Origin of the sequence: Streptomyces sp. NPDC093591, from assembly GCF_044764885.1 — a bacterium.
Classification (GTDB): domain Bacteria; phylum Actinomycetota; class Actinomycetes; order Streptomycetales; family Streptomycetaceae; genus Streptomyces.
Genome location: NZ_JBIWIY010000010.1, coordinates 18321 through 45281 on the forward strand (window position 1 = coordinate 18321; position 26961 = coordinate 45281).

Sequence of the window (26961 nt, forward strand, 5' to 3'; positions counted from 1 at the left end):
TGCGGGTGTCCGACGTCCGCCGTACCGATGCGGTACTCCTCCTTGTCGCGCTCGTCTGGGGCTCCAGCTATCTGTCGGCCCAGACGGCCACCGCCGCGCTCCCCGTCCTGCTCGTGCTCTTCGCCCGCTACGCCCTGTCCGCGCTCACCTGCCTCGGCGTCGTCACCTCCCGTGGGCGCGGTGCGCGCCGGTGGACGCGTGACGAACTGCGGGCCGGTGTACCCCTGGGGGTGACCCAGGCCGCGGTGCTGCTCGTGGAGACGTACGGCGTCGCCCACACCAGTGCCGCCAACGCCGGGCTCATCATCAGCCTGACCATCGTCCTCACCCCGCTGCTCGACCGCGGTGGCCGCCGCGGCGCGCTGCCGGTCTCCTTCTTCGCCGCGACCGGCGTGTGCGTCCTGGCCGTCGGACTGCTGATGTCCGGAAACGGCTTCCATGCGCCCCGTCTCGGCGATCTGCTGATGCTCGGCGCCGCGCTGATCCGGGCCGGGCATGTGGCGCTGGTCGGCCGCTTCACCACCGGGCGGGCGATCCGCCCCCTGCACCTGACGACCGTGCAGACCCTCGTCGGCACGGCGCTGTTCCTGCCGGTCGCCGTCCTCGACCTGCCGACGCTCGCTCACGCGACCCCGGCCACCTGGGCCCAGCTGGTCTATCTGGCCCTGTTCTGCAGTGTGTTCGCCTTCCTCGCGCAGACCTGGGCCGTGCAGCGCACCTCCGCCAGCCGGGCCAGCCTGCTGCTGGGCACGGAGCCGGTCTGGGCCGTCGCGCTCGGCATCGCGCTCGGCGGCGAGCACCTCACCGCGCTCACCGGTCTCGGGGCGGCCCTGATGCTCGCCGGCACGTACTGGGGACAGGCGGTGGAGCGGGCGCACCGCGGCTCTCCAGGACTCCGGCTTCCCCCATCCCACCCACTCGACAAGGACCCGGCATGCCCGACCGAACCCTCCACGACACTTACGACCACCTGATCTCCCTGCTCGACTCCTCCTGCGTGGACTACCGCCTCATCGACCACGAGCCCGAAGGCGGCACGGAGGCGGTCTGCGCGCTGCGCGGGCACCCGGCCTCCGAGGCCGCGAAGTGCATCGTGCTGCGGGTCAAGGTCGACCGCCGCACCACACGGCATGTCCTCGCGGTCGTACCCGGGGACCGGCGGGTCGACCTGGACGCCGTCCGGGCGCTGTTCGGCGCGCGCTACGTCGGCTTCAGCGACCCGGAGACCGCCGAGCAGCTGGCCCGCGCCGTCCCCGGGACGGTTCTGCCGTTCAGCTTCGATCCCGATCTGGAACTGGTCGCCGACCCGGATGTCCTGGCCCAGCCGAGGCTGTACTTCAACGCCGCCCGGCTCGACCGTTCGCTGCTCATCTCGGGGGCCGACTACGAACGGCTGGCGAGGCCACGTGTCGAGCGCGTCGCGTCACCGGCACCCGGATCGGCGTAGGCCCGGACGCCGACACGTCGGGGGGGGCACCCGCCGTTCCTGTGGCGTCGCACCACGATCCTGCCGAGGATCTGACCATGGCCCACCGCACCACCTCCCGCACCCGCCGATCCCCCGGCCGCCGCCCGGGCCGGCCCACCTGGCTGTGGAGTGCGGTGGGCTTTCTGGTGCTGGCGGCGCTCGTGGGCGCCGGGACCGGCCTCTATCTCAACGAGCGGGACGAACGACAACGTCCCCTCAGAGCAGGCAGCAACGGCCCCGGCCGGATCGAGGTGCTGGCCGGCGTGCAGAAGACAGACCCTGACGAGCGCACGGCGACAGTCCACCTCAGCGTGACAGCGACCGGCGCGTACGCGGACTCGGACGGGTCAGGCTCCCCGACCAAGGACGTCACCGTCTTCACCAACTCGGCGCAGCAGCCTGAGGTGACATTCGACGCGGAAAGCCTCCGCTTGGTCAAGAGCGTAGTGGTTCCCCTGGAGTCGGGCACGGCGTCGGACTACCCCTTCGACCGCTACCAGGTCAGCCTCAGTGTCGCGGCCACCGTCGGCGACACCTTCGTCCCCACCCGCCTGGTGCTGCGCGACCAGGATCCGCGCTTCACACTGCGCCGAGCCGCAGTCGCCTACAAGGCCGAGGCCTCGGCTGTGCGAGTGCACGCGCAGAGGTCGCGCAGCACCTTCATCCTGGCCTGGTTCATGATCGTCGCCATGTGGGCCGTCACTCTGGCCGTTCTGATGGCATGCCATCTCGTCGTACGCCAGCGGCGCGGCCTGGTGTGGGGTGCCCTCGGCTGGATGGCGGGCACGCTCTTCGCGCTGGTCGGCCTGCGCAACGCCGCACCGGGGGACCCTCCCAACGGTTGTCTGCTGGACTACGCCGCCTTCTACTGGGCCGAAGCCCTGATCGCGCTGAGCCTGACCCTGCTCGTCTTCCGCGGCCTCTACGTCGAGCACCACCACGGCGGACCGCTGCCCGAGCCGGCTCTCGGGAGCCGTACGTTCCCTCCCGGACGCCGCCCCGTGCGGCCGCGAGCCCGTACCTCCCCGCATGTTCGGGTGCGGCATCCCGGCCGACGAGGCTGAATCGCGGCGCTGTGCAGTGGGTCCTCAGCGAGCCCTCAGCGAGCGAATCATCCAGGTTTCGCCTAGTGTCGTGTTCGGGTGGTGATCCCGTGAGCTGCGCACGGGCGAGGAGGTGCGAGGCATGAATCGGATCGCTGCGCCCACGCTGGCCGTCGCATCCGTCCTGGCGGTCGCCGCCGGGAACATACCGGCCGGCACGCCGAGCGATGAGGCGGCGATCCGCACGGTGACGTTCACCGCGGCCGACCGTCGCGAGACTCTCGCATACTGGACGGCAGACCGGATGCGTGACGTCGGTGCCGCCGACGTCCTCGGGCACGACGCCGCGTCCGTCCAGCCGTGGCGTGGCCCCGCAATGAAGACGGTGGGGCGGCTCTTCTTCACCAACGACAAGGGCCAGGACACCTACTGCACCGCCACCGCGGTCCAAAGCCGCAACCGTTCCACGGTAATGACGGCCGGGCATTGCGTGCAACCGCCCGCCGCCCCGGACAATTACCACATCAACATGGTCTTCGTACCGGGCTACAGCGACGGCAAGCGTCCGTACGGCGTGTTCGCGGTCCGGGCGGTCGCCATGCCGCGCAGTTGGGCGCAGGACGCCCAGAACGACGTGGCCGCTGTCGTGGTCGATCAGGGGAACGAGGCCCTGACCGACGCGGTCGGCGCGCAGGCAGTGGCTTTCGACCGCGAGCCGGGTGACGCGGTGACCGTCTTCGGGTATCCCGACAGCCAGGAGCAGCGCGGCGAGCACCTGATGTACTGCGCGGGCACCACGTCGACGGCCTCCGACCGCAAACAGAGCGTTCGCTGCCCGATGGAGGGAGGGTCGAGCGGCGGGCCGTGGCTGGCCGGATTCGACCAGAAGTCGGGCCAGGGCACGCTGGTCTCCGTGAACAGCTCTGGTGACGCGCTGGAGAACGGCACGGTCATGGAGGGTGAGGTCCTCGGCGCGGTGGCGGACCAACTGCACGCACAGGCCGAGAAGTTGTGAACCCCAGCCCTTGGTTCCTCAGGACTTGAGGTAGGGCTCAAGAAGCGTGCCCCAGGAGTGAGCGATCTTCTGGAACTCCTCGGGGCACCCCTCGGCCCGCTCCTCGGGGAGAACGCCGTCCGGGCTGTCGTCGCTCCGCACGATCCATTGGTACGCGGCCGGGTCCGAACCGTAGAGCCAGCAGGACCAGTTGTAGAACCGCTGGATGTCGAGGGAGTGCTCGTCGGCATACTCGTCGGCGGGCATCTCCCCGGCCGCGTCCGCCTCCGCGAGGCCGGCCCAGGCGTTGATCGTGTCGATGGCGTACTTCCGGTGTTCGTCGTCGCCGCCGGCGAGCAGCAGTGCGGACAGCTGATCGACTGCGTCCTCCTCCTTGCCGGTGGCGGGCAGGTCGTACATGGTGATGAGGCCGTGGCCGAGTTCGTGCAGGAGGACGCCGTTGGTGAGGCCGATGAGGTCCTGCTCCACGGCCGCGCCCCTTTGCCTCGCGCTGCCCTCGGTCTCCTGCTTCTCGTAGATCGGCCTGAGGGCGTCGATGAACTCGTAGCAGTAGGTGATGTCCTTCGTCTCTGGGTTCCAGAAGGCGTTGGCGAATCCGCAGCTCTTCGCACGCAGCGGCACGTCGTACGGAAGAGCGATGATGTCGTCGGCGTAACTCGACACGCGCTCCAGGACTTTGGCGCGTCTGAGGAAGTCTTCGGTCCTCCGGTCGACGGGGTTCTTCGGCCTCTCGTACGAGACCACGAGATCACCCTGGCCCGCGGACGGCGACGGGGCGGCGGTGACGGCTGCGGAAGCGGTGACCTTGACCGGCCGCACCCCGTCCTTGGTCTTCGTCGTCGCGTGGTGGGGGCCGGACGAGCAGCCGGTGGCGGTGGTGAGGGCGGCCACGACGACAGCGGCGCCCGCTCGGACTCGCGCATTTCTCACCGCTGTCACGAGGAATCACCCCTCACGGTACTGCCGCAGCGGAACGCCTCCGCACCCCACCCTGGTCACGGAACCTGCGCCGGGCAAACGGCACGGGCCGGACGGGTGGCCTCACTCACTCAGACCGTCTCGCCCGCCACCGTCTCCCCCGCCGGCTCCCTCAGCGGCCACGTCCCGTCGACCACCGCCGTCGCGTCGCCCTTGCGGCGCAGGAAGCTCTGGAAGTCCGCCGCCCACTCGGCGTACCACTCGATCTGGCGGCGGTGCAGCTCCGCCGGACCCAGGGCCGCGATCTTGGGGTGGCGGGTGGCTATCGCGCAGGCCAGCCGGGCCGCGGCGAGGGCGTCGGCGGACGCGTCGTGCGCGGCGTCGAGGGAGATGCCGTACTCCCGGCAGACCGCTTCGAGGTTGCGCTTGCCGCGGCGGTAGCGGTCGGCCCAGCGGTCGATGGTGTACGGGTCGATGACCGGGGCGGGATCCGGGCCGCCCAGCCGGTCGCGCAGGGACGGCAGGCCGTACCGCCGCAGTTCGGCGGAGAGCAGGCTCAGATCGAAGGCCGCGTTGTAGGCGACGACCGGTACGCCTGTCTTCCAGTGGGCCACCAGGACCTCGGCGATGGCGTCCGCCACCTGGTCGGCCGGGCGGCCCTCGGCGGCCGCGCGTTCATTGCTGATGCCGTGGACCGCGACCGCGTCCGCCGGGATCTCCACGCCCGGATCCGCCAGCCATTCCCGGTGCCCCAGGGCTTGCCCGTCCCTGACCTCGATCACGGCCCCCGTGACGATGCGCGCCTCGTGCGGATCGGTCCCGGTCGTCTCCAGGTCGAAGCCGATCAGCAGCTCCCGGTGCCAGCCCATGGGCGGTCCCCCTTCTTGGTGGTGCTTTCCCCCAGTGGTCTCCACCCTCCCATGCGCCACTGACAATCAGAGGACCGCATTCCGCTTATGCGGTGTGAGACCGCGCCGGCACGGCGGGACGACGCTTCCACGGTGGGACAGTTCAGGACACTGGTCGCGAATCCGCCCACATGAGCTCGAACTCCTCGCGATACGTCGGAAAAAGCCCACCTGGGTCGATCTCGTCCGACTTGACCACCCTGCTGCCGTTGCGCAGCACCAGGACCGGCGCCTCCAGGCCTCGCGTGCGCCTCAGATAGGACTGCACCACCGCGATGCCGTCGGTGCCGTCACCGTCCACGAGGTACGCCGTGAACCGGGGCGTCTCGTCGAAGACCTGGATCTCGAAGGCGCCCGGGTCCCGCAGCCGGGACCGCACCCGGCGCATGTGCAGGATGTTCATCTCGACCGCGCGGCTCAACTCGCCCCGCTTGATGCCGAGTTCACGCTCACGCCGCTTCACCGCGCTGGAGGCCGGGTTCAGGAACAGCAGCCGCACCCGGCAGCCGGACTCGGCGAGCCGCACCAGGCGCCGCCCGGAGAAGTTCTGCACGAGCAGGTTGAGGCCGATGCCGATGGCGTCGAGCCGGCGCGCGCCGCCGAAGATGTCCTCGGCCGGGAACTGGCGCAGCAGCCGCACCCGGTCGGGGTGCACGGCGACCACGTCGGCGTACCGGTCGCCGACCAGGTCCTCGACCGCGTCGACGGGCAGCCGGCGCGCGGAGGGTACGTCGCCGCCCGCGCCGAGGATCTCGAGCAGCCGTGCCGAGGCCCGCTCGGCCTGGTTCAGGACCGCCTCGGACAGGGCCCGGTTGCGGGAGACGACGTTCCGGGTCACTTCCAGTTCGTCCAGGGCGAGTTCGACGTCCCGGCGGTCGTCGACGTACGGCTCGAAGCACGGCCAGTGCTGCACCATCAGCTCGCGCAGCTGCGGCAGCGTGAGGAAGCTGAGGACGTTGTCGTCGGCCGGGTCGAGCAAGTAGCCCTTGCGGCGGCTGACTTCGCGTACGGCGACCGCGCGCTGCACCCACTCCTGGCCCGCCGGTCCGGCCGCCGCCACCACCCAGTCGTCGCCGTGGACGGGTTCGTAGATGGGGCGCAGAACAGCGGCCACGACCGCGCGCAGCCGCTGTTCGACGAGGTTCAGCCAGATGTAGGCCCGGCCGGCGCGCTGGGCGCGTGTCCGCACCTCGCGCCAGGCGCCGGTGTCCCAGTCCAGCTCCGGGCCGATGGAGTTGGTCTCCATCGGCCTGGCCAGGGACACCGTGCCGGGCGGGACGTCTGTGGAGTTCCCCTCGTGACCCTCGTCACCAGGGGGCAACTCCAGCCCTCCCGAGCCCACCCGCGCACCGCCTTCCGCTCCCCCGAGCACTCCCCGTCCCAACGATCAAGGAAGGGTACTCCGGGAGCGGTCGGCGGTGCAGCCGGATGGGCAGGGTCATTCTCAACGAGGGAATCCCCAGTTGCCGTTCTGCCAGGCGACGTCGGCGGGAGTGAGCGGATTCATAGCCGTCACGTCCCTGGGGACGACGGAGAATCCCTGCCAGTGGACCGGCATGGGCTGCTGGTCCTCGTCCCGCACGATGTGGTGGAAGCCCACGTTGGCCCAGACGACCGGGCGCGTGAGGTTCTGGCCGTTGACCCACTTGTCGACGGACTTGGGGTGGCTGCCCGCGCACGTCGGGTTGTGGCTGGCGAACTTCTCGCAGCTGTTGTACTGCGTGAAGTAGAAGTCGTGCTTGGTGAAGCTACGCCCCGGGAACTTCGTGCTGATGCCGGGGACGATCTCGTACGACCGGGCGTGTCCGTCCTTGTTCTTGCCGGTCGCGCTGACCACACGCCACCAGCGGTAGTTCTTGGAGTCGCCCGTCAGCTCCTTGGTGACCTTGGTGGCGGTGGTCTTGGTCTTCGGGCGGCCCTGTCCGGTGGTGACGGCCGAGTCGTACTGCTCCACGCGGTTCTTGGTGGAGCCGTCGAGCGCGAAGTCGAGCCGCCAGAAGACGTTGTGGCTGTGGCTGGTGGCCTTCGCCCGGGCACCCTTGCCGATCGGCCAGCCACGGCCGTCGCCGGCGTCGTAGTCGTCGTAGGAGAGGCTGCCGGTCGCGCCGACGTTCATGTTGATCGCGCCGTCGTCCTGGAAGCGCCACTCGGTGATGTACTCGTACCAGCCGACCTGGTTGACCGTGTAGACGAGCAGGTCCTTACCCTGGGCCTGGTAGGTCTTGTTCCCGTCGTTCATACGGTAGGCGTGGCCCCGGGAACGGGTGGTGGTGCACAGGCCCTTGACGTTGGGGTCCTCGGTCCAGGCATCGGGGACCTTGACCGTCTTGATGGTGCCGCCGGGGCACTCGCCCGGCGACAGTTCCATCAGGCCCTGGGCGAAGGGCTGGCCCGTCAGGTCGTCGAACTCGTTCTTCCCGTCGTCGTACGGGACGTGGATCTGTCCGAGCCGGGCGCTGTTGAGGACCTTGATCGGCTTGGTCTCGCCCTTGGGCTGGTAGGAGATGTGGTCCAGGACGAGTCCGGCCTTGCCGTCGTAGCGCCAGCACATCCGCCAGGTCGTGCCGCCGGAGAGCTTCTGCTCGATGCGGTAGGCGGCACTGCAGTCGGCGGCCGGCGCGGGGGCGGCCTTCGGCTGGGCGACGGCCGGTCCCGCGGCGGTCGTCACGCCGGCGGCCAGCGTGGCCACGGTCAGGCCCACGGCCGCATGGGTGCGGGCACGGCTCAGTCTGTTCACGCGCATGAAGAAATGACTCCCTTACAGGAGGTGCAAGTACTGGGTGCGAGTTGGAAAAGTGAACGGAGAGCCGCTCAGTCGAGCTTGGCCACCTTGCGGGCGCTCAGGTCGATCACGAGAGCACGGGTGTCGATCCACGGGCCGTTCTTGACCTTCACGAACAGCCGCACGCAGCGGTGCTCACCGCACTTGTCGAGAGCGGCGGACTGGGCGCCCGGATCGGCCCGGTAGATGCCGGCGCTGAGCTGCAGCTGGTCCGGGGAGGTGAGTTCCTTGCCGATGGCGTCCTTGTAGTCGGCCTTCAGGTCCGCGCCCAGCGGGTCGGCGATCAGGAGCCTGGCCGCCTCGATGCCCTCGTCGCGACTCGGGGGCGGCTGGACGCCCTGCGCGGTGTAGGACTTCTCGACCTTCCCGGTGTCGAGATTGACGGTCTTCGTCACGAGGGAGTCGTTCTTGTAGTCGTAGAACGTCACCTCGGCCCGGCGCGGCACGTTCGAGGAGTCCAGTTCGCCGGCCTCCGGCTCGGCGAGGCCGACACTGAGCCGCTGCGCGCCCCGGTCACCTTCGACGTCCTCGCCGGCGCTGCGCAACTGCCGGTCCGCCGCGATGCTCGCGACCCGGTCGATCTCGTCGTCGGTCAGCGGATCGCTGCCCTTGCCCGTCGCCCCCTGGCTCGGCGCCTCCTCGACGACGCCCGGCGCCACCGCACCGGGCCCCTGCCCCTGGGCCGCCTGCTGGGCCGACTGGGCGCTGCTGTCGGTCCCTCCCGCCGTGTCGGCCCCCGCCGTCCCCGGCAGGGTGATTCCGACCATCACGGCGGTTCCCGCCACCGCGATGGCCGCACCGGCCACCACCTTGCCCAGATGGCGGTGCACTATCTTGCGCACATCTTCCCCCTACTCCCCCTATGTCCTCGGGAGTACGTGATTGCCCCACTGGTTCGGCATACCGCGTATGCACTGGTCGACCGGTAAGAGGGACGTAAGTCATAGGTGGTTCCATCACTTTCGGGGAGACTCGAAGCCAAGGCGCCCCCGACGGCGCGCTCCAGCTGAAAGAGTCGTGTCCATGCAGGTCTGGCCTGGAGAGGCATATCCACTCGGTGCCACCTACGACGGCGCCGGCACCAACTTCGCGGTCTTCACGGAGGCCGCGGACCGAGTAGAGCTGTGTCTGCTGCACGACGACGGCTCGGAGACGGCGGTGGAACTGCGGGAGAGCGACGCGTTCGTGCGGCACGCGTACGTGCCGGGCGTCATGCCGGGGCAGCGGTACGGGTTCCGGGTGCACGGCCCGTACGCCCCCGAGCGCGGCCTGCGCTGCAACTCCGCGAAGCTGCTGCTCGACCCGTACGCCAAGGCGATCAGCGGCGCGATCCGCTGGGGCGAGGAGGTGTACGGCTACCACTTCGACAAACCCGACAGGCGCAACGACCTGGACTCGGCGCCGCACACGATGTCGTCGGTCGTGGTCAACCCGTACTTCGACTGGGGCGACGACCGGCCGCCGCGCACCGAGTACCACCACACGGTGATCTACGAGGCCCATGTGAAGGGCCTCACGATGCGCCACCCGGGACTGCCCGAGGAACTGCGCGGCACCTACGCCGCCCTCGCGCACCCGGCGGTCATCGAGCACCTCACCGAGCTGGGCGTGACGGCGCTGGAGCTGATGCCGGTCCACCAGTTCGTGAACGACCACCGCCTGGTCGACATGGGCCTGAACAACTACTGGGGCTACAACACCATCGGTTTCTTCGCCCCGCACAACGCCTACGCCTCCTGGGGCGACCGCGGCCAGCAGGTGCTGGAGTTCAAGTCGGCGGTGCGGGCGCTGCACGAGGCCGGCATCGAGGTCATCCTCGACGTGGTCTACAACCACACCGCCGAGGGCAACCACCTGGGCCCCACGCTGTCCTTCCGGGGCCTGGACAACCCGCAGTACTACCGCCTGACGGACGACCCGCGCTACTACATGGACACCACGGGCACCGGAAACTCCCTGCTCATGCGGTCCCCGCACGTCCTGCAGCTGATCATGGACTCGCTGCGCTACTGGGTCACCGAGATGCACGTCGACGGCTTCCGCTTCGACCTCGCGGCCACCCTGGCGAGGCAGTTCCACGAGGTGGACCGGCTGTCGTCGTTCTTCGACCTGGTGCAGCAGGACCCGGTGGTCTCCCAGGTGAAGCTGATCGCCGAGCCGTGGGACGTGGGCGAGGGCGGCTACCAGGTGGGCAACTTCCCGCCGCTGTGGACCGAGTGGAACGGCAAGTACCGCGACACCGTACGGGACCTGTGGCGCGGCGAGCCGCGGGCGCTGGCGGAGTTCGCGTCCCGGCTGACGGGCTCGTCCGACCTGTACCAGGACGACGGGCGGCGCCCGCTGGCCTCCATCAACTTCGTGACCTGCCACGACGGGTTCACGCTGCACGACCTCGTCTCGTACAACGACAAGCACAACCACGCCAACGGCGAGGACAACCGGGACGGCGAGAGCCACAACCGGTCCTGGAACTGCGGGGCGGAGGGCGATACCGACGACCCGGCCGTCCTGGAGCTGCGCGCCCGCCAGATGCGCAACTTCATCGCCACGCTGATGCTGTCCCAGGGCGTGCCGATGCTCAGCCACGGCGACGAGTTCGCGCGCACGCAGCGCGGGAACAACAACGCCTACTGCCAGGACAGTGAGCTGGCGTGGATCGAGTGGCCGCAGGAGGGCGGCGCGGACGGGGAGGACGGCTCGGCCGGCGAGGGCACGCGCGGGCTGCCCCGTGAGCTGCTCGCCTTCACGCGCGCGATGGTGTGGCTGCGGCGGGACCATCCGGTCTTCCGCAGGCGACGCTTCTTCCACGGGCGGCCGGTGCACGGCACCCACGACGACCTGTCGGACATCGCCTGGTTCACTCCGCAGGGCAAGGAGATGACCCAGCGGGACTGGGACCGGGCGCAGGCGTCGGCGCTGACGGTGTTCCTCAACGGCAACGCGATCTCGGAGCCGGGGGCGCGCGGGGAGCGCATCACCGACGACTCGTTCCTGCTGATGTTCAACGCCTCCCACAAGACCCTCGACTTCGTCGTGCCGGTCAACCACGGCCGCCAGTGGCAGGTGGTCGTCGACACCGCCCGCACGGACGGGGTGCCGCCGGGGACGGGAGCGAAAGTGCAGGCCGGGGACCGGTTGACGCTGGTGGACCGGAGCCTGACGGTGTTGCAGCGGCCGGTGTAGTGCGGTGCGTCCGGTGTGCGACGCCGGGCGCGCCGTCCGCCGGGGGATCCACGTCGGGACGGTACCGGTTCGTCGTTGCGGCAGTGGCCCACGTGGAGGCGCCGATGACACGAACGGCGTCCGGGCGGGTACGTAGCTTTCCATGACACCTGAGCGACCCGACCCGATGGTGCCCACCGCCACCTACCGGCTGCAGCTGCAGCCCGCGTTTCCCTTCGGGGCCGCGGCGGCGGCCGTGCCGTACGTGGCCTCGCTCGGTGTCTCGCACCTGCACCTGTCCCCCGTCCTGGAGGCGGTCCCGGGGTCGGGGCACGGCTACGACGTCGTGGACCACGCGCGCGTGCGCGAGGAACTGGGCGGCGAGGACGGGCTGCGCGCGCTGGCGCGTACCGCGCGCGAGCACGGCCTGGGCCTGGTGGTGGACATCGTGCCGAACCACATGGCCATGGCCCCCCGGCACAACCGCGCCCTGTGGGAGGTGCTGCGCGAGGGCCCCAAGTCGCCGTACGCGCGGTGGTTCGACATCGACTGGGAGGCGCAGGGCGGCCAGGTGCTGCTGCCGGTGCTGGGGCACCCGCTGGGCGAGGAGCTCGGCCGCATGGAGGTCGACGGTGACGTCCTGCGCTACTACGACCACGTGTTCCCGCTGCGCGAGGGCACCGAGGAGCTGCCGCTGCCGCAGCTCCTGGACGCGCAGTGGTACCGGCCGGCGTGGTGGCGGCTGGCCCGTACGGAGCTCAACTACCGGCGGTTCTTCAGCATCTCGGAGCTGATCGGGGTGCGGGTGGAGGACCCGGAGGTGTTCGAGGCCACCCACGCCAAGATCCTCCAGCTCCTGCACGAGGGCGTGATCGACGGGCTGCGCATCGACCACCCCGACGGCCTCGCCGACCCCGACACCTACCTCCAGCGCCTGCACGAGGCGACCGGCGGGCGCTGGACCGTGGTGGAGAAGATCCTGTCGGACGGGGAGCAGCTGCCGGCCTCCTGGCCCGTCGCGGGCACCACCGGCTACGACGCCCTGCGGCACATCGACGGCCTGTTCACCGACCCGGCCGGGTTCGGGGAACTCCTCGGCCAGTACCGGCGGTTCGCGGCCCCGCAGACGGACCGGGGCGGCGACTGGGAGGCGACGGTACGGCGGGCTGCGTACAAGGTGCTCACGCACGAGCTGGCCACGGAGGTCGACCGGCTGACGCGCGTGGCGAGCCGGGTGTGCGCCACGTCCCCGGAACCCGCCCTGCGCGACCGCGCGCCCTGGGCGCTGCGCACCGCGCTGCAGGAGCTCCTCGTCCGGCTGGAGGTCTACCGGCCGTACCTTTCCGGTGACGCGGCCCGTGTCGTCACCGAGAAGGCCGCTGCCGAAGCCCGGCTCGCCTTCGTCGTGCCCGAGGAGGCCGGCGCGGTCGACGTCGTGCGCGACCTGGTGCTCGGGCGGGCCGGTGACGGGCCGGAGCACCTGGAGTTCCGGACCCGGTTCGCGCAGACGGCGTCGGCGTTGCGGGCCAAGTCCGTGGAGGACACGGCGTTCTACCGCTATGTGCCGCTGCTGTCGGCGACCGAGGTGGGCGGGAATCCGGGGAGCCCTGCCGTCTCGTCCGACGAGTTCCACGCGTACTGCGCGCGCGTGCAGCGCGACTGGCCGCTCACCGGGACGGTCGCGTCCACCCACGACACCAAGCGCAGTGCCGACGTACGGGCCGCGCTGGCCGTGCTCACGGAGTGCCCGGAGCGCTGGGCGGACGTGCTGGCCGAGGTGACGCGCGACGGCGAGGGCGTGCCGGACGCGCAACTGGCGTGGGCGGCCTGGCAGACGGTGTTCGGGCTGGGCGACGCGGCCGGCGACCGCGTGCAGGGGGCCCTGTTGAAGCATGTGCGCGAGGCCGGGCTGTTCACGAGCTGGACGGAGCAGGAGCCGCCGTACGAGGAGGCGGTGGCGGAGTTCGTCGCGGCCGGGCCGTGCGGGGCGCCGTACGCGCGCGTGGCCGCCTTCCGGGACAGCCTGGAGCCGCACATCCGGGCGAACATGCTGGGCATGGCGCTGACCCAGCTGACGATGCCGGGCGTCCCCGACGTCTACCAGGGCACCGAGGGCGAGTACCGGGCGCTGGTCGACCCCGACAACCGGCGGGCCGTACGGTTCCCGCACGAGGATCCCGGCGAGAAGGGCGCCGTGACGGCGGCGGCGCTACGGCTGCGCAGGGGGCGCCCCGATGTGTTCGGTGACTCGGCGTCGTACACGCCCTTGACGGCCGCGGGACCGTCGGCCGCGCACTGTGTGGCCTTCGTGCGCTCCGGTGAGGTGGTCACCGCCGTGACGCGGCTGTCGCTGCGGCTGGCGCGGTCGGGCGGCTGGCGCGACACGGTACTGGCGCTGCCGCCCGGGCGATGGGCGGACGCGCTGGCTCCGGAGCGGGAGTTCAGCGGACACGCGCGCGTGGCGGAGCTGTTCGAGCGGCTGCCGGTGGCGTTGCTGGAGCGGGTCGGTGCGGAGGAGGCGGGGTGAGCGGGCTGAGCGGACGCACGGCCGTACGGCGTGCCCATGGAGCATGCTCTCGGGCGCGTACGGCCGTCCCGCGCGCCGTGGTGTCCTGCCGGCGACCGGCTCGGGCCCGCGCACGCTCCCGGGGCTCGGGCACGACGGCCGGCGCGTGGTGACGAGCGACGACGCCCTCTCGCGCCCGGGCTCTCGGCGGCCGCCGTGACGTTCGCAAGTGGTGCGAATGGGTTGAAAAAGGGCCCGCGATCCCCGGCAGGACGGGCCTCATGCACCCGAGAACGGGCCTCGTGCTCCCGTTGCCACCGGCCGCTCCTTGCCTGCCCGTGGCAAATGCTCCTGGGCGCCCCCAGGAGCCTCCCCCGTGAACTCCTTGACACGTAAACCAGACCATGGGGTACTGCGGATTGCGAAGCAGGGCGGACGTGACGGGGGTGAGTCTCCTGCCGGAGCTGCGCTACCCAACTCTGAGCGAACTGACCCTGTCCGCCCGAGCGTTGGCCGCTCACCGGCCCGACCTGTGTGTACTCAGACAGGTGGGGGCCTCCCGGGCGGGCAGACCCCTCCATCTGCTGTCCATAGGTCACGCGCGACGCGCCGTACTGGTGGTGGCGGGCGCGCACTCCAACGAACCGACCGGCAGCTCCACCCTGCTGGCGGTCGCCGAACGGGTTCTGCACGAGCGGGAGTTGCGGGCCGAAACCTCCTGGCACTTCCTGCTGTGCGCGGATCCCGACGGGGCGAGCCTGCACGTCACGCCGGCGCCCCGCAGCCTGTTCGACTACCACCGCGGCTTCTTCCGGCCCGCGGCCCCGGAGCAGCCGGAGTGGGCGCCGGCCGCGCTGCCGCCGGACCGGCTGCCGCCCGAGACACGCACGCTGACCCGGGTCATCGACGAGCTGCGCCCCTACCTTCAGGTGACCCTGCACGGCACCGACCTGGGCGGCAGCTGGGTGCAGTTGACGAAGGACGTCCCCGGTCTCGCCGAGCCGTTCGCGAAGTCCGCGGCTCAGCTGCACATCCCGGTGGAGACCGGCGCCTCGGACGCGGCGGGCTGGCCCGCGGCCGGCCCCGGGGTGCATGTGATGCCGGCGCCGGGCGCCGGCGCGGCGTATCCGAGCATGCCGGACGACGCACGCAGCAGCACCTGGTATCGCGTACACCGGTACGGCGGCCTGACCGCGGTCGTCGAGGTGCCGATGTGGGCGAGCGACCTGGTGGACGACCCTGCGCCGCATCCGGACCCGGCCGGGGCGATGCGGCGACTGGCGGCCCGGCTGCGGCGGGACGCGCTGGAGGTGGAGCGGGTGCTCGCCGAGGCGCTCCCCCGCCTGGACGGTGTCGACGGGCCCCTGTTGCGGGCCGCGAAGTGGTCGCTGGAGCTGGTGCCGGGGCTGGCCGCCGACTGGATGCACACGCCGCCCGCCGACGACACCATGGCGTACGTCGGGAGCGTGGACGCCTTCGGGCGGCGGCTGCCGCTGCGGGCGGCGGCCATGCTGCTGCGCGTCCTGCGGGAGACCGGCGACCGCGCGGCGCCGCCGCTCGAACGCCTGGTGGCGACCTGGAGCGACGCCTTCGCCGAACGCTTCCGCGCCCGCTGGGTGCCGCTGGAGCACCAGGTCGAGCACCAGTCCCGGACGGTCGTCGCGGCCGCGCTGCACGCACGTGACCGGGCGGCGTGAGCCACACCGACGGCACACGCGCGTGCAGCGCCGTGCGGTACGGCGTCAGTCGTCCAGGGCGAACACCGCGCCCGTCCGGGCGGACATCCCGCATCCGTTCGAGAACGTCTCCCGGTACTCGACCGGGCGTCCGTTCCACTCTCCGCGCGCGTGGGCGGTCACCGGCGCGTAGATCATCGGGCAGAAGGCGTCCTTGCGCTGGAGTCGGCCGATGTCGCCGCCCACCCTGTTGAGCTGCTCGCAGGCCTCCGCCGCCTTGCCGTGACCCTGCGGCGGATCGCACAGCAGCAACCTGCCGGGCGCCTCACCCTGGGGGGCGTCGCCCCGGGTGACGGTGACGAAGAGCCAGTTGACGGGGTCGGTGGCCCGGGCCGTCGCCTGGGGCGCGGCGGCGCCGAGGGCGAGGGCGGCGGCTGCGGTGAGCAGAGTGCCTCGTACGGCTGTGATGCATCGCGTCATTCCCGATGCATCGGCACGGCGGCCCCGGCATTCCACCCCGACTCACCCGAACGAGAGCACGCGGGCGCGTGCCGCGTGGCGAGTTCGAACGCGGCGAGCACCACCCGCGACTGGTACTCCACCTGGCGCGCGACCGGTATCCAGCGCGCTCCGCAGCCGTCGCGGTAGTCGTCGCACCACTCGTCGAGGAGCCGGTCCAGTTCGGGCAGCACCCGGGCCGGGTCGCGCCCGGCGCCGATCACGAGTTGGTGCAGCAGCCCGGCCGTCCGCAGGGCGAGGCGCCGTCCGGCGATGCGCAGGGCGGCCAGGTGGGCGGTGCTGAGCGGGGGCAGGGGGCGGGCGCCGACGGGTTCCTCGACGTCGGGGTCCCAGGTGTCGGCGAGGCCGGGGCAGACCAGTAAATAGTCGTCGACCGGGGCGAGCAGCCGGGCCGTCTCCGGTCCGGCGGGAAGATGGGGCCGCAGACGCTCCAGCAGCCGCTCCAGGACGCGGGTGTCATGGCGCAGGGTGTGGCTCACCCTGCGCAGGACCGTTTCCTCATCCGGGTGCGGGGCGCCGTCCGCCACGGCCGCCACGCCCCACATGGGGGCCTCGACGACCGCCGTCACCGTGCCGTGCCGGTAGGGATGGAACCAGGTCGACTCGACGGCCGCCTCGGTGATGGCGGCGGCCAGATCGCCCCGGCGGGGCCTGGGGATCCGGTAGACGGCGGGTCCCAATGCCGGCCAGTACAGGGTGTCGTAGGGGCCGAGCTCGCGCGGGATGCCGAGGCGGGCGGCGGTGTACGCGACGCGCTGGGCGAGGCCGGGCAGGTCGTGGGTCAGCTCGACGAAGCCGCCGCCGACGTCGACGCCGTGCAGGGAGCACTGGAGGAAGGGCCGCAGTTCGTCCTGGACGTCGAGCAGGGTGCGCGTCTCCGGCAGCGTGGCGGCGTCCGCGCCGTCGGGCAGCCATTCGGGCTGCTCCAGGAAGCCGGGCCGGAAGAAGTGCCGGAAGTAGCCGCCGAGGGCGTACGGGCCCTGCAGCCAGCCCTCGTTGCGGCGCAGGCCGTCCGGGTCCAGGCACAGCAGCAGGTTCCACGTGGCGTCGGCGCCCTCGTGCAGACGGGGGTCGGCCAGCACGCGTTCGGCCAGCCGCAGCACGGTGGCGCCGCCCACCGGTTCGTTGGCGTGCGGGCCGGCGACGACGAGGGCCTGGCGGCTGCCGTGGCCGACGGACAGCAGCCACAGGGGTGTGCCCGCGCGGGACGTCCCCACGCGGCGCAGCCGGGCGTCACTGGGGCGGCGGGCGACGAGCGCGGCAGCCCGGGCGCCCAGCTCGTCGACGGTCGGGTAGCGGAGGAGTGGCGGCAGGGCACACCTCCACAATGTGGTGCCGTCGATTCACCTGGTGTGCATGGTGTACGCACAGTCAGTCACGAGTTGACGAGTTCGTCAACACCACAGAGGGCAAAGCGACTTGAGTCAAGCGTCACGTAAAGCCAAGGCCAGAGCAGGCCGGAGCTGAGGTTCGGCTCAGTTCGCGGCGAGCCGGAACGACATCCGGCCGAAGCCGAGCTGGTCGCCCTCGCGGACCACGACGGCCCCGATGACGCGTCGGCCGTTCACCGTGGTGCCGTTGGTGGAACCGAGGTCGCGCAGGACCCACAGGCCGGCCTGGTGGCTCAGTTCGGCGTGCACCCGGGACACCGTCTCGTGGGTCAGCCGCAGACCGTTGGCGGGGTCGCGGCCGATACGCAGCGGATGACCGGTCGCGGGGTGGGGCAGCAGCAGCTTGGGCAGCCGCTCGGCCTGCCAGGCCCGGCGCAGCCGTACGGTGAAGCCGGAGATAGCCTCGACCGAGCCGAACACCAGGCGCGAGATGCGGCTCTCGACGGGCAGGTCGGCGGTGAGCACGGCGAGCTCGTCCGCGCGGCGGGCGGCGAGGGCCAGTTCCATGCGCCGCACGAACGTGTCGTGCGACAGCCGGCCCATGGCGACGCCGTCACGGAGCACCTTCAGCGCCTTGTCGCGCTCCGCGTCGGAGAGCCGCGCGGGGTAGGTATTGAACTCGAAGGACGACGTCACGGTGCTGATTGTCGGTCAGTGAACCCCGGGTGTCCAGAAAACGGGGAAACGGCCGCCACGCGCGCGTGATCGGCGAGAACGGCACGACACCTGCCGCAAAAGGGAAGATTCAAAAGCGGATTGATCTCGTTTGAAGCACCATGGACGGGCTACATCACGGTGAGCAGACGAAGGGGAACCGTCCGTGCAGTTCGAGGTGTGGGCACCGCAGGCCGACCGTGTGACGCTCCAGTGCGAGGGCGCCACGCGCGCGTTGGAGCGCGATCCCGATCGCGCGGGATGGTGGTGGGGGGAGGCCGAGGCGCGGGACGGCACGCGGTACGGCTTCGCGCTCGACGACGGCCCCGTGCTGCCCGATCCGCGCTCGCGCCGGCAGCCGGACGGCCCGGACGGGCTGAGCGCGGTCGTCGATCACGGGCGGTACGAGTGGCGTACCGAGTGGGCGGGGCTGCCCCTGCCCGGTGCGGTCCTGTACGAGCTGCATGTGGGCACGTACACGCGCGAGGGCACGCTGGACGCGGCCGCCGAGCGCCTCGGGCATCTCGCGGAACTGGGCGTCACCCATGTCGAGTTGATGCCGCTGTGTCCCTTCCCCGGGCGACACGGCTGGGGATACGAGGGCGTCTCTCTCTGGGCCGTGCACGAGCCGTACGGCGGGCCCGAGGCGCTGAAACGCTTCGTCGACCGGGCGCACGAGCTGGGCCTGGGCGTGGTCCTCGACGTCGTGCACAACCACTTCGGCCCGTCCGGCAACTACCTGCCCGCCTTCGGGCCCTACCTCACGGACACGCATCAGACGCCCTGGGGTTCCGCCGTCAACCTGGACGCGCCCGGCTCGGACGAGGTGCGCGCGTATCTCGTGGAGAGCTCGCTGGCCTGGCTGCGGGACTACCGGATCGACGGACTGCGCCTGGACGCGGTGCACGCGCTGGTGGACACGCGCGCGTGCCACTTCCTGGAGGAGCTGTCGACAGCCGTGGACGGCCTCTCCGCCGACCTCGGCCGGCCGCTGTGCCTGATCGCCGAGTCCGACCTCAACGATCCTAGGCTCATCACCGCGCGCGAGGAGGGCGGTCTCGGTCTGCACGCCCAGTGGAACGACGACTTCCACCACACCCTGCACGCCGCGCTGACCGGTGAGTCCCAGGGCTACTACGCCGACTTCGCCCGCGCCCCCATGGCGGCCCTCGCCAAGACCCTCACCGGCGGCTACTTCCACGACGGGACGTACTCGAGCTTCCGGGGCCGCAGTCACGGGCGCCCCCTGGACCGCACGCGCGTGGGCGCGCACCGGCTCCTCGGCTACAGCCAGACGCACGACCAGGTCGGCAACCGCGCCCAGGGCGACCGGCTCGCGGCCTCCCTCTCCCCGGGTCTGCTGGCCTGCGCGGCCACGCTGACGCTGACCGCGCCGTTCACGCCGATGCTGTTCATGGGCGAGGAGTGGGCGGCGGGCACGCCCTGGCAGTTCTTCACCGACCACACCGATCCGGAGCTCGCCGAAGCGGTACGCAGCGGCCGGCGACGGGAGTTCGCGGCGCACGGCTGGGCCGAGGAGGACGTGCCCGACCCGCAGGACCCGGCGACCCGGGACCGTTCCTGCCTCGACTGGTCCGAGCTCGACGGCGAGCACCACGCGCGCGTACTGGCCTGGTACCGGCGTCTCATCGCCCTGCGCCACGAACAGCCCGATCTCACGGATCCCGACCTCGCCGACACCAAGGTGGCCTACGACGAGCGGGAGCGCTGGCTCGCCTTCCGGCGCGGCGACGTACGCGTGGCCGTCAACCTCGCCAAGGAACCGGCGACGATCCCCCTGGGGCCCCGTCAGGCGACCGTACTGGCCGCGTGGGAGCCCGTGGAGGCGCCGGGCGCGGACGGCGTGCTGCATGTGCCCGGGGAGTCGGGCGTGGTGCTGTTGCAGGGATGAGCGGGGCGCCGGGGGCGTGAGCGTCCGCGCATGCGCCTCCGGCCGGAGAAGGTGCCCGCCGCCTACAGTTCCTCGTCCCCGTCGTCCTCCCGGAACTCCGTCACGCGTTCCAGCAGGATCGCCTCCCACGCTTGCCGGAGTTGCGCCCTCAGCAGCGGGAGGGGCGCCTCGCCCTTGCCGTCGAGGCGGCCCGCGAGGCGGACGAGCGCGTCGCAGCGGGCGAGCCAGAGGCCGCGCAGGCACGGGCGGGCACCGTAGCCGGCGAGGGTGGCGGCGCGTACGGCGGCCGGGGAGCCGACGGCGAGGGCGAGGCCGGCGATGTCCTCCGCGGGGTCGCCGAGGACGGTGTCGGCCCAGCCGAGGACCCCGCGCACCCGGCCATCGGCGCTGACGACGAGGTGGTCGCCGGTGAGGGCATGGTGGACGAGGACCGCGGTGCCGGGCTGGGCCGCGAGCTGGACGGCGGCCGGCGGGGTGAGCTGGCGCAGCCGGGCGGCATCGAACTCGTCGGCGTCGGCGAGGCGCGCGGTGGCCCGTTCGGCGGCGCGGCGCAGGGCCTCCAGGGAGCGCGGCGCGGCGCGCGGCACGCCGAGCGTCTCGGCCTGCCGTGCCGGGACCTCGCGCAGCCCCGTGAGCAGCCCGGCCAGGTCGGCCTCCCCGAGGGCGGAGACGTCGTGCTGCCCGCCCGCCCCGCCGGGCACCTTGGTGTCCAGGGTGTAGGTCAGCCCCGGCGCCCACTCCCCGTGCGCGACGCTCGTCGGCACCGCGACCGGGAGGTGCGGGCGGACGAGGTCGCGCAGGCGCAGTTCGCGGCGCTGACGGGCGGCGGCCTCGCGGTCGGGGGCCAGGCGCAGGACATGGCGGGTGCCGACCAGCCAGGTGGCGGGTTCGGCACCCGGGGCGGCAGGGCGGACCTCGGGTCCGGCCGAGTCGTCCACGCCGTCCTTGAGCAGGGAACGGACCAGTCGGCGGACGGTGTCCGCGGTGGGTGTCGGTGCCTGGGTCATGGTCGCGCCGTTGTCGCTCGGGGGTCTACGGGGGCTCCTTGCGCCGGGATCGGTCACCGGGGTCAGTCCACTATGACCATCTCGCGGGTCGTGTCGTTGAGCCGCCGGCCGCCGTCCTCGGTGACGGTCACGATGTCCTCGATGCGCACCCCGAAGCGGCCGGGCAGGTAGACACCGGGCTCCACGGAAAAGCACATGCCGGGCACCAGGGGCTGCTCCTCGCCCTCGATCATGTACGGCGGCTCGTGCGTGGTGACGCCGATGCCGTGCCCGGTGCGGTGGATGAAGTACTCGCCGTACCCGGCGTCCGCGATGACCGCGCGGGCGGCCCGGTCGACCTCCTGGCAGGCGACGCCGGGCCGTACGGCGCGGTAGCCGGCCTCCTGGGCCGCGCGCACCAGGTCGTGCACCCGGCGCTCCTCGTCGGTGGGTTCGCCGACGTGGACCGTGCGGGAGGTGTCGGAGCCGTAGCCGTCCTTCAGGCCGCCGAAGTCGAGGACGACCATGTCGCCGCGCTCGATCACGCGGTCGCCCACCTCGTGGTGCGGGTTGGCGCCGTTCGGGCCGGAGGCGACGATGGTGAAGTCGACCTGGGAGTGTCCGAACCGGCGCAGCAGGTGGGCGAGGTCGGCGGCGACCTCGGACTCACGGCGGCCACCGAAGGGAACCTTTCGGATCTCCTCGAACGTTGCGTCCGCGGCCGCGCCCGCGGCCGCCAACAGCTCCAGCTCGGCCGTGTCCTTGACGGCCCGCAGCATCGGCAGGGCGTCGGTGAGGGAGGCGTACGAGGTGCCGGGCAGCGCCTTCTGCAGAGCCAGCAGATGCATCGCCCAGGCGTTGTCGCTGATGCCGAACCGGCCGCTCGCGTCGAGAAGGGTCGCGGTGGCGGCGTAGGGGTCCTTGCCGTCGGTCCAGTCGCGCAGGGCCAGGCCGGGCACGCCGGCCGCCTTCGCGGCGTCCGGGGCCTCCAGGGCGGGGACGACGAGCACGGGGTCCTGGCCGGGGACGAGGACCAGCAGGGTGAGCCGCTCGGTCTCAGCGGTGGGCGCGTAGCCGGTGAGCCACACCAGGTCCGGGCCGGGGGCCACCAGGAGGCCGGCCAGTCCGGCGTCCGCGGCCGCCCTCGCGACCCGTTCCCTGCGGGCCCGGTAGTCGTCGGCGGTGAAGGGCGCGGGTGCGGTGCCGGTCATCCGGGCCTCCCTGGGCGCGTGAAAGGACTACGGTCAGCATCCTGCCCGGCCGCAGAGGGCGGCGCGAGCCGGTCGGCGGGGGTTTCCCGCGGCCGGCCGGGCATGACGTCAGCTGTCCAGTGCCATGCGGACACCCAGGAGCAGCAGCACGCCTCCGGAGACCTGCTCCAGGCGCCGACGCACTCCCGCGCGGGACAGCACGGTCTTCATCCGGCCCACGAACCACACGTACAGGCCGTAGTAGCCGACCTCATAGACCGCCCAGAGCGCGGCGAGGCCCACCATGGCCGGCAGGTGCGGGGCGCCCTCCGGCACGAACTGCGGGAGGAAGGACATCGCGAAGACGGCCGCCTTGGGGTTGGCGAGATTGAGCAGCAGTCCGCCGCGGTAGGAGGCCCAGCCGCTCTTCGGCGTGCCCTCCCAGGCGTCCTCGTGAGCCCCCTTGGCGCGGCGCGCCTGGCGCAGCGCCTGGACGCCGAAGCCGACGAGTACGACCGCGCCGACGATGCGCATCACGTCGTAGGCCACCTCGGAGGCCGTCAGCAGCGCGGTCAGGCCGAATGCGGCGACCACACCCCAGATGAAGACGCCGGTCTCGTTGCCGAGCACGGTGAGGAATCCGGAGCGCCTGCTGTGCAGTGACTGCTTGATGATCAGGACGGTGCTGGGGCCTGGCGAGGCGGCGACGAGGGTGCACGCCCCCAGGAAGGCGATGAGGGTGGTCGGCATGGGGTCATCGTGGCCCTGTCGGTGGAAGGGGACCAGTGGTTTTCGCGTACTCCCCCACGAGCTGCGAGGTGGTCAGGTCACGACGCCCGGGACCGCCGTCAGCTGCTGGAAGCCGCCGCTGCGGTGGCGCACCGTCAGGGTGACCTCGCTGCCCGGGCGGGCTCGGGCGACGGCTCGCGCGAGGTCGGCGGCCGAGTCGACGCGGGTCTCGTCGAACGCGAGGATCACGTCGCCCCGGATCAGGCCGGCCGCGTATCCCGGGCCGGGCACGTGGACGCCGACCACCAGGGCGCCCACCTTCTGGGCGTCCACCGCCTCCACGCCGAGGGTCGCGACGGCGGGGGCCTGCGGCGAGGCCGGCGGCGGCGACGGCCGGGCCGAGGCACCGGGGTCCGCCGAGGGGGCCGGGGCTGCCGGGGCGCCCTGCCCTGCCTGCCGCTGCAGCTCGGCGAGCTTGCTCATGCCGATCACCGTGGCCCCCACCGTGCCCAGTCCGACCCCGGACAGGACCAGGACCGTCCCGACGAGCAGGGCGGCCAGGAGGGGCGTGAGCCGTCGTCCGCATCGGCCGGGCCCGCCGTGCGGGCGCCGGGTGCCGGGGCCGGACCTGGCACCGTCGCCGGGCCCCTGACCTGGCATGGGCTTGGGTCGCAACGCAGTCTGTTCCATCGGATCGCCTCCGGCTGGTGACTACCCTGCGCACCGGCGCACAACGAGACACGATCGAGTGAGACTGACCAGTGGTCAAGGGCGGGAAGCCGTAGGCGTCACGGCGAGAACCGGACGTCAGAGAGCGTGACGGGACGTGAGGGAGGGGCGGAGGGATGGGCGGGCCGCTGCCTCGCGCGCGTGCGGCGAGTGCGTCATCTCCCTGCCCCACGTTCGTACGGCGCGTGGTCGCCCCCTCTCACGCCCGTTCGGTCAACGCCTCCGCGACCGCCGCCGCGGCTCCCCCGAGCGCTCCCGCGTGGACCAGTTCCGTCCGGTGCACGACACGCGGTTCCGTGACCGGTACGGCGACCGTGCCGGCCGTGCCGGTGGCTGCCGGGCGCGGCAGCAAAGTCAGGCCGTGACCCGCCGCGGCCAGGGCGGTGAGGGTGCGGACGTCGGTGCCCGCGTAGCGCAGGGCGGAGCGGAAACCGTGGCCGCCGTTCGCGGCGCGGAGGTGGGCGAGCGGCAGTCCCGCATCGGGGGCGTCCAGCCAGCGGGCGTCGGCGAGGTCACCCAGACGCAGGCCCGTGCGCCGGGCGAGGGGGTGGGTGTCGGGCAGGAGGACGCAGACCGGCTCCTCCCCCACGCCGTACGTCGTCAGCGGTGCCACGTCGGGCAGGCGCAACGGGTCGCTGGGGGCGGCCAGGCCGTCCACGAGGCCGAGATCCGCCATGCCCGTGGCGACGGCCGCGGGCACCTCGTCGCGCGGCAGCACGCGCAGGGTCACTCCGGAGGCCGGCAGCGCGGCGAGGACGCGTGGTCCGAGCGCGGTCGGCGCGGTAGCGAGCGTCAGCCCGTGGTCCGGTGCGGCCACCATGCGGGCAACGTCCGCGCGGGCCGCCTCCAGGCGCAACAGCAACGGCCCCGCGTGTTCCAGGAGCCGCTCGCCGGCCGATGTGGGCGCGACGGGGCGACGGGTGAGCAGCGGGGCGCCGAGGTCCTGTTCGAGCGCGGCAATGTGCTGGGACACCGCCGACTGGGTGTAGCCCAGCTCGCGCGCGGCCTCGGAGAACGAGGCGAGGCGGACGACGGTGACGTAGGTACGCAGCAGGTGCGGGTCCATGCCGGACAGCATCCCGCATGCCATCAGCTCTGCTTATCGGAGGTGCAGGAATCATCGTTGGACGTGAAGTGCGGGCCGCGCCCAGGATGAGTGCCATGACGAACACCGCTGCCCGGACGGCACAGACGGCAAAGCTCGCCCTGGTCGGGGACCGCTCCCCCAACGTCACCTCCCACACGCGCGTGCCGCTCCTGCTGGACGCCCTCGCCGAACGTGACCGGCTCGTCCTCGACGCCTACTGGATCCCGTCGCAGGACGCGGCGGCCGATGACGCGGTGCGCGGCTTCGATGCCGTGTGGGTGCTGCCGGGCAGCCCGTACCGCAGCGAGGCGGGCGTGCTCTCGGCGGTCCGCACCGCGCGCGAGGAGGGGATCCCGTTCCTCGGCACGTGTGGCGGCTTCCAGTACGCGCTCCTCGAGTACGCCCGCCACGTGTGCGGGCTGACCCGGGTCGCCCACGCCGAGAGCGACCCCGACGCCGACGACTTCCTCATCGAACCGCTGGCCTGCTCGCTGGTCGGCCATGAGGCGGTGGTCCGGATCGAGCCGGGCTCGCTCGCCCAGTCGGTGATCGGCTCGGAACGCACGGTCGAGCGCTACTTCTGCGCATACGGTCCCTCCCGCCACCTCGACACCCTGCGGGCACACGGACTGCGCTTCTCCGGGCACGACGAGGACGGCCACGTCCGCATCGCCGAACTCGCCGGCCACCCCTTCTTCCTGGCCTCCCTCTTCCAGCCGGAGCTGTCCGGCGACGGCTCGCGCCCACACCCCATCGTCAGGGCGCTGGCACGAGCCGCGGTCGAGCACGCGGCGCGGAAGGTTCCCACACGCGCGTGACGCGCCACGCGCGCCCACGGAGGCGCATGGCGTGCGCGCACCGGCTCGCGGCTTCGAGGAACTCGGCGACCACACCCAGGCACTCCGCCCCCAGCGTCTGCACACCGCGTTGCAGACGGCCGGAGACCGGATATCGGCCCGCCTCACCCAGGTGATCACGGGCACGCTCGATCCGCACCCGGCCCGCTACCCCGACGACGAATGGGCCCAATCGCCACAGCCCAGCTCACCGGGGTCCGTGCCACCCTCGCCCAGCTCTCCAAATAGCCCCCCGTCCACCCCCGATCACCTCTGCCGAGCCCGCCATGCCCGCTGCTTCCCGTCGCCGCCGCTGCCCGTCCGACGCATCCGTCGCCGAATGAGCCCTCCTGGAACCCTTGTTGCCGGTCCCGGCTTGCCAGACGAAGAGCGGCGGCCACCCGGAGAAGTGGCCCCGGACGTCGTCGACGGCATCCGCTACGTCGTCGACAACGGCGGGAAGTGGCGGGCCCTGCCTGCGGACCTTCCCCCGTGGGAGACGGTCTACGGGTTTTTCTGGAGGTGGAACCGGACCGGGGTCGTCACCTACATCCGTGACCAGCTCCACCGGAGGATCCGGGAGCCTCCACCGTCGGCCGGGACAGCCGCGGCTACGACGCCGCGAAGAAGATCAACGGACGCAAGCGGCATATCACCGTGGACACGCTCGGCCTGCCCGTGATGATCACGGTGACGCTCGCCGATGTCCAGGACCTCGACGCCGCCCGCGACGTGTTCTGGCGCCTGCGTCTCACGCAGTCGCAGATCACGCAGGTCTGGGCCGACCGCGGCTACGCCGACGACCTCGTGGACCAGGCCCGCGAACGCCTCTGGCTCACCCTGCGCATCGTCTCCCGGCCCAAAGGCACCAAGGGATTCGTCGTCCTGCCCCGCCGCTGGAAAGTCGAGCACACGAGCGGCTGGTGCATGAACGGCCGCCGCGACGCCCGCGACTACGAACGTCTGCCCCAGCACTCCGAAGCCCACCTGAACTGGGCACTCATCACCCTGCTGACCCGCCGCCTGACCCGCAAGAACCCCTCCCCTGACCGGGCGAAGAAGACCACGCAGCCGGAGACAATGGCTCCGTGATCACTTGCCACCTGCGCTACGAAATCGATCCACGGCAGATCTCCGCGTTCGAGAGGTATGTCACCGGGTGGATACCGATCGTGAACCGGCTCGGCGGCACCCACCATGGCTGCTTCTTGCCGCACGAAGGCGCCAATGACATCGCCTACGCGCTGTTCTCGTTCCCCAGCCTCACCGCCTACGAGACCTATCGCGAGGCCATCCGCCACGACCCCCAAGCACGCGAGCTCTGGCATCTCAGCGAGAGAACCGGCTGCATTCGCCGATTCGACCGAACCTTCCTCCGCCCAGCGTTCGACTCAGCCGACACCGAGGCTTCACCCGCAGCACCGCCCGGGACCACCGAGCCAGCCTGAGG

The 26961-nt window shown here is 71.9% G+C and carries 23 protein-coding genes and 1 pseudogene; 11 read left to right on the top strand and 13 right to left on the bottom strand.

Annotation, left to right across the window (positions count from 1 at the left end; translation table 11 throughout):
- The first annotated feature begins 5 nt into the window (after positions 1–5).
- The 4 genes from ACIREI_RS21820 to ACIREI_RS21835 all read left to right on the top strand — a co-directional run bounded on the left by ACIREI_RS21820 (position 6) and on the right by ACIREI_RS21835 (position 3526).
- Positions 6–974, top strand: coding sequence for a DMT family transporter (locus ACIREI_RS21820; RefSeq protein ID WP_403335177.1), 969 nt, complete (start codon positions 6–8; stop codon positions 972–974).
- Positions 935–1447 carry a YbaK/EbsC family protein gene (locus ACIREI_RS21825; protein WP_403335180.1) on the top strand — a complete coding sequence of 171 codons (513 nt, stop codon included), beginning with the start codon at positions 935–937 and terminating at the stop codon, positions 1445–1447. The genes ACIREI_RS21820 and ACIREI_RS21825 overlap by 40 nt, the downstream gene beginning before the upstream one ends.
- A gap of 77 nt (positions 1448–1524) precedes the next feature.
- Positions 1525–2532, top strand: coding sequence for a DUF4436 family protein (locus ACIREI_RS21830; RefSeq protein WP_403335182.1), 1008 nt, complete (start codon positions 1525–1527; stop codon positions 2530–2532).
- A gap of 121 nt (positions 2533–2653) precedes the next feature.
- A complete protein-coding gene (locus ACIREI_RS21835) occupies positions 2654–3526 on the top strand; it encodes a trypsin-like serine peptidase (protein WP_403335184.1) in 873 nt (290 codons plus the stop codon).
- A gap of 18 nt (positions 3527–3544) precedes the next feature.
- On the opposite strand, the gene ACIREI_RS21840 is transcribed toward ACIREI_RS21835, so the two are convergent.
- From ACIREI_RS21840 to ACIREI_RS21860, 5 genes are all read right to left on the bottom strand, one after another.
- Positions 3545–4456: a DUF4344 domain-containing metallopeptidase gene (locus ACIREI_RS21840; RefSeq protein WP_403335186.1), complete on the bottom strand. Its 912-nt coding sequence runs from the start codon at positions 4454–4456 to the stop codon at positions 3545–3547.
- Positions 4457–4575: 119 nt separating this feature from the next.
- Entirely contained in the window at positions 4576–5313 is a 738-nt protein-coding gene (locus ACIREI_RS21845) for a 3'-5' exonuclease (RefSeq protein WP_403335189.1), read from the bottom strand.
- A 142-nt stretch (positions 5314–5455) separates the two neighbouring features.
- Positions 5456–6724 carry an SAV2148 family HEPN domain-containing protein gene (locus ACIREI_RS21850; RefSeq protein ID WP_403335924.1) on the bottom strand — a complete coding sequence of 423 codons (1269 nt, stop codon included), beginning with the start codon at positions 6722–6724 and terminating at the stop codon, positions 5456–5458.
- Between the two features lie 72 nt (positions 6725–6796).
- Positions 6797–8095, bottom strand: a complete 1299-nt coding sequence (locus ACIREI_RS21855; RefSeq protein WP_403335191.1) for a copper amine oxidase — start codon at positions 8093–8095, stop codon at positions 6797–6799.
- A 68-nt stretch (positions 8096–8163) separates the two neighbouring features.
- The gene (locus ACIREI_RS21860; protein WP_403335194.1) at positions 8164–8976 is read right to left on the bottom strand and encodes a Tat pathway signal sequence domain protein; all 813 of its coding nucleotides are present in this window, start codon (positions 8974–8976) and stop codon (positions 8164–8166) included.
- Positions 8977–9157: 181 nt separating this feature from the next.
- Here ACIREI_RS21860 and glgX point away from each other — a divergent pair, with 181 nt between their 5' ends.
- From glgX to ACIREI_RS21875, 3 genes are all read left to right on the top strand, one after another.
- Positions 9158–11317: a glycogen debranching protein GlgX gene (gene glgX, locus ACIREI_RS21865; protein WP_403335196.1), complete on the top strand. Its 2160-nt coding sequence runs from the start codon at positions 9158–9160 to the stop codon at positions 11315–11317.
- Between the two features lie 142 nt (positions 11318–11459).
- Positions 11460–13823 carry a malto-oligosyltrehalose synthase gene (gene treY, locus ACIREI_RS21870; RefSeq protein ID WP_403335199.1) on the top strand — a complete coding sequence of 788 codons (2364 nt, stop codon included), beginning with the start codon at positions 11460–11462 and terminating at the stop codon, positions 13821–13823.
- A gap of 425 nt (positions 13824–14248) precedes the next feature.
- Entirely contained in the window at positions 14249–15499 is a 1251-nt protein-coding gene (locus ACIREI_RS21875; protein ID WP_403335926.1) for a M14 family zinc carboxypeptidase, read from the top strand.
- A gap of 45 nt (positions 15500–15544) precedes the next feature.
- Here the strand turns inward: ACIREI_RS21875 and ACIREI_RS21880 are convergent, their stop codons facing one another.
- The 3 genes from ACIREI_RS21880 to ACIREI_RS21890 form a co-directional block, all read right to left on the bottom strand.
- Positions 15545–15958 carry an SSI family serine proteinase inhibitor gene (locus ACIREI_RS21880; protein ID WP_403335201.1) on the bottom strand — a complete coding sequence of 138 codons (414 nt, stop codon included), beginning with the start codon at positions 15956–15958 and terminating at the stop codon, positions 15545–15547.
- Positions 15955–17325, bottom strand: coding sequence for a M14 family zinc carboxypeptidase (locus ACIREI_RS21885; protein WP_403335204.1), 1371 nt, complete (start codon positions 17323–17325; stop codon positions 15955–15957). Before ACIREI_RS21885 ends, ACIREI_RS21880 begins: the two co-directional genes overlap by 4 nt.
- 147 nt (positions 17326–17472) lie before the next feature.
- Entirely contained in the window at positions 17473–18024 is a 552-nt protein-coding gene (locus ACIREI_RS21890; protein ID WP_403335207.1) for an FHA domain-containing protein, read from the bottom strand.
- Positions 18025–18208: 184 nt separating this feature from the next.
- Here ACIREI_RS21890 and treZ point away from each other — a divergent pair, with 184 nt between their 5' ends.
- On the top strand, positions 18209–19954 hold the full coding sequence (treZ, locus tag ACIREI_RS21895) for a malto-oligosyltrehalose trehalohydrolase (RefSeq protein WP_403335209.1): 1746 nt from the start codon (positions 18209–18211) through the stop codon (positions 19952–19954).
- Positions 19955–20016: 62 nt separating this feature from the next.
- On the opposite strand, the gene ACIREI_RS21900 is transcribed toward treZ, so the two are convergent.
- The 5 genes from ACIREI_RS21900 to ACIREI_RS21920 form a co-directional block, all read right to left on the bottom strand.
- Positions 20017–20961 (bottom strand): aminoglycoside phosphotransferase family protein, encoded by a 945-nt coding sequence (locus tag ACIREI_RS21900; protein ID WP_403335212.1) that lies wholly within the window; start codon positions 20959–20961, stop codon positions 20017–20019.
- A gap of 62 nt (positions 20962–21023) precedes the next feature.
- Positions 21024–22151, bottom strand: coding sequence for an aminopeptidase P family protein (locus ACIREI_RS21905; protein WP_403335214.1), 1128 nt, complete (start codon positions 22149–22151; stop codon positions 21024–21026).
- A gap of 108 nt (positions 22152–22259) precedes the next feature.
- A complete protein-coding gene (locus tag ACIREI_RS21910; protein WP_403335215.1) occupies positions 22260–22880 on the bottom strand; it encodes a LysE family translocator in 621 nt (206 codons plus the stop codon).
- A gap of 72 nt (positions 22881–22952) precedes the next feature.
- The gene (locus ACIREI_RS21915) at positions 22953–23549 is read right to left on the bottom strand and encodes a PDZ domain-containing protein (RefSeq protein ID WP_403335218.1); all 597 of its coding nucleotides are present in this window, start codon (positions 23547–23549) and stop codon (positions 22953–22955) included.
- Positions 23550–23787: 238 nt separating this feature from the next.
- Entirely contained in the window at positions 23788–24654 is an 867-nt protein-coding gene (locus tag ACIREI_RS21920) for a LysR family transcriptional regulator (RefSeq protein ID WP_403335221.1), read from the bottom strand.
- Between the two features lie 95 nt (positions 24655–24749).
- On the opposite strand from ACIREI_RS21920, the gene ACIREI_RS21925 reads away from it, so the two are divergent.
- The 3 genes and pseudogenes from ACIREI_RS21925 (at position 24750) to ACIREI_RS21935 (ending at position 26959) form a co-directional block, all read left to right on the top strand.
- Positions 24750–25493: a hypothetical protein gene (locus tag ACIREI_RS21925; protein WP_403335224.1), complete on the top strand. Its 744-nt coding sequence runs from the start codon at positions 24750–24752 to the stop codon at positions 25491–25493.
- Positions 25494–25861: 368 nt separating this feature from the next.
- Positions 25862–26603, top strand: a pseudogene (locus ACIREI_RS21930) (IS5 family transposase).
- Positions 26600–26959 carry an NIPSNAP family protein gene (locus ACIREI_RS21935; protein WP_403335226.1) on the top strand — a complete coding sequence of 120 codons (360 nt, stop codon included), beginning with the start codon at positions 26600–26602 and terminating at the stop codon, positions 26957–26959. The pseudogene ACIREI_RS21930 and the gene ACIREI_RS21935 overlap by 4 nt, the downstream one beginning before the upstream one ends.
- The last annotated feature ends 2 nt before the right edge of the window (positions 26960–26961 follow it).